This is a genomic window from Pseudomonas sp. I2 (assembly GCF_040984075.1).
Lineage (GTDB): Bacteria > Pseudomonadota > Gammaproteobacteria > Pseudomonadales > Pseudomonadaceae > Aquipseudomonas > Aquipseudomonas guariconensis_B.
The window spans coordinates 1-411 of sequence record NZ_JBCGFQ010000201.1 but is presented as its reverse complement, the minus strand read 5'-3'; the positions used below and the strand labels follow the sequence as shown (position 1 = coordinate 411).

The 411-nt window shown below is 64.5% G+C and carries 1 protein-coding gene; it reads right to left on the bottom strand.

The window, feature by feature from the left end:
• Positions 1–133 precede the first annotated feature (133 nt).
• The coding region (locus WCE05_RS26250; RefSeq protein WP_368816873.1) for a hypothetical protein at positions 134–411 on the bottom strand (278 nt) is incomplete at its 5' end.

Here is a 411-nt window from a genome sequence, read left to right as displayed (position 1 = left end):
ACCAGGCACATCCTGAAAGCCGTTGACGATGGTGCCGGTCAGGGGATTGACCGGAATAATGCCGGAGAGAAAGATAAAATCGCCGGCTCTGCGCCAGGCGGCATACCGCGCCAGCGGCGCCCCGGCGCCTGCTTCAAGACTCATGTGCCATCTCCTCCTGCCACACGCGCCGGTGGGTTAACCTGCCGTGGTTATCCACCAGACGGGCGGCGCTGTTTAAAGGCCAGATAAAACGGTCGCTACCCGGGAAAATCACCACGCTGGCCGTCGCCCCGACGGCAAAGGGCGCCGCGTCTGCCGGCGAACCGGTTAGCGCCGCGCGATCGCAGATCAGCCGCGACTGCTGGTCGAACAGGTCGCTGAGCTGAGCGCTGAACAGACCGCAGGCCAGGGTGTCCAGCGGGTCATAGC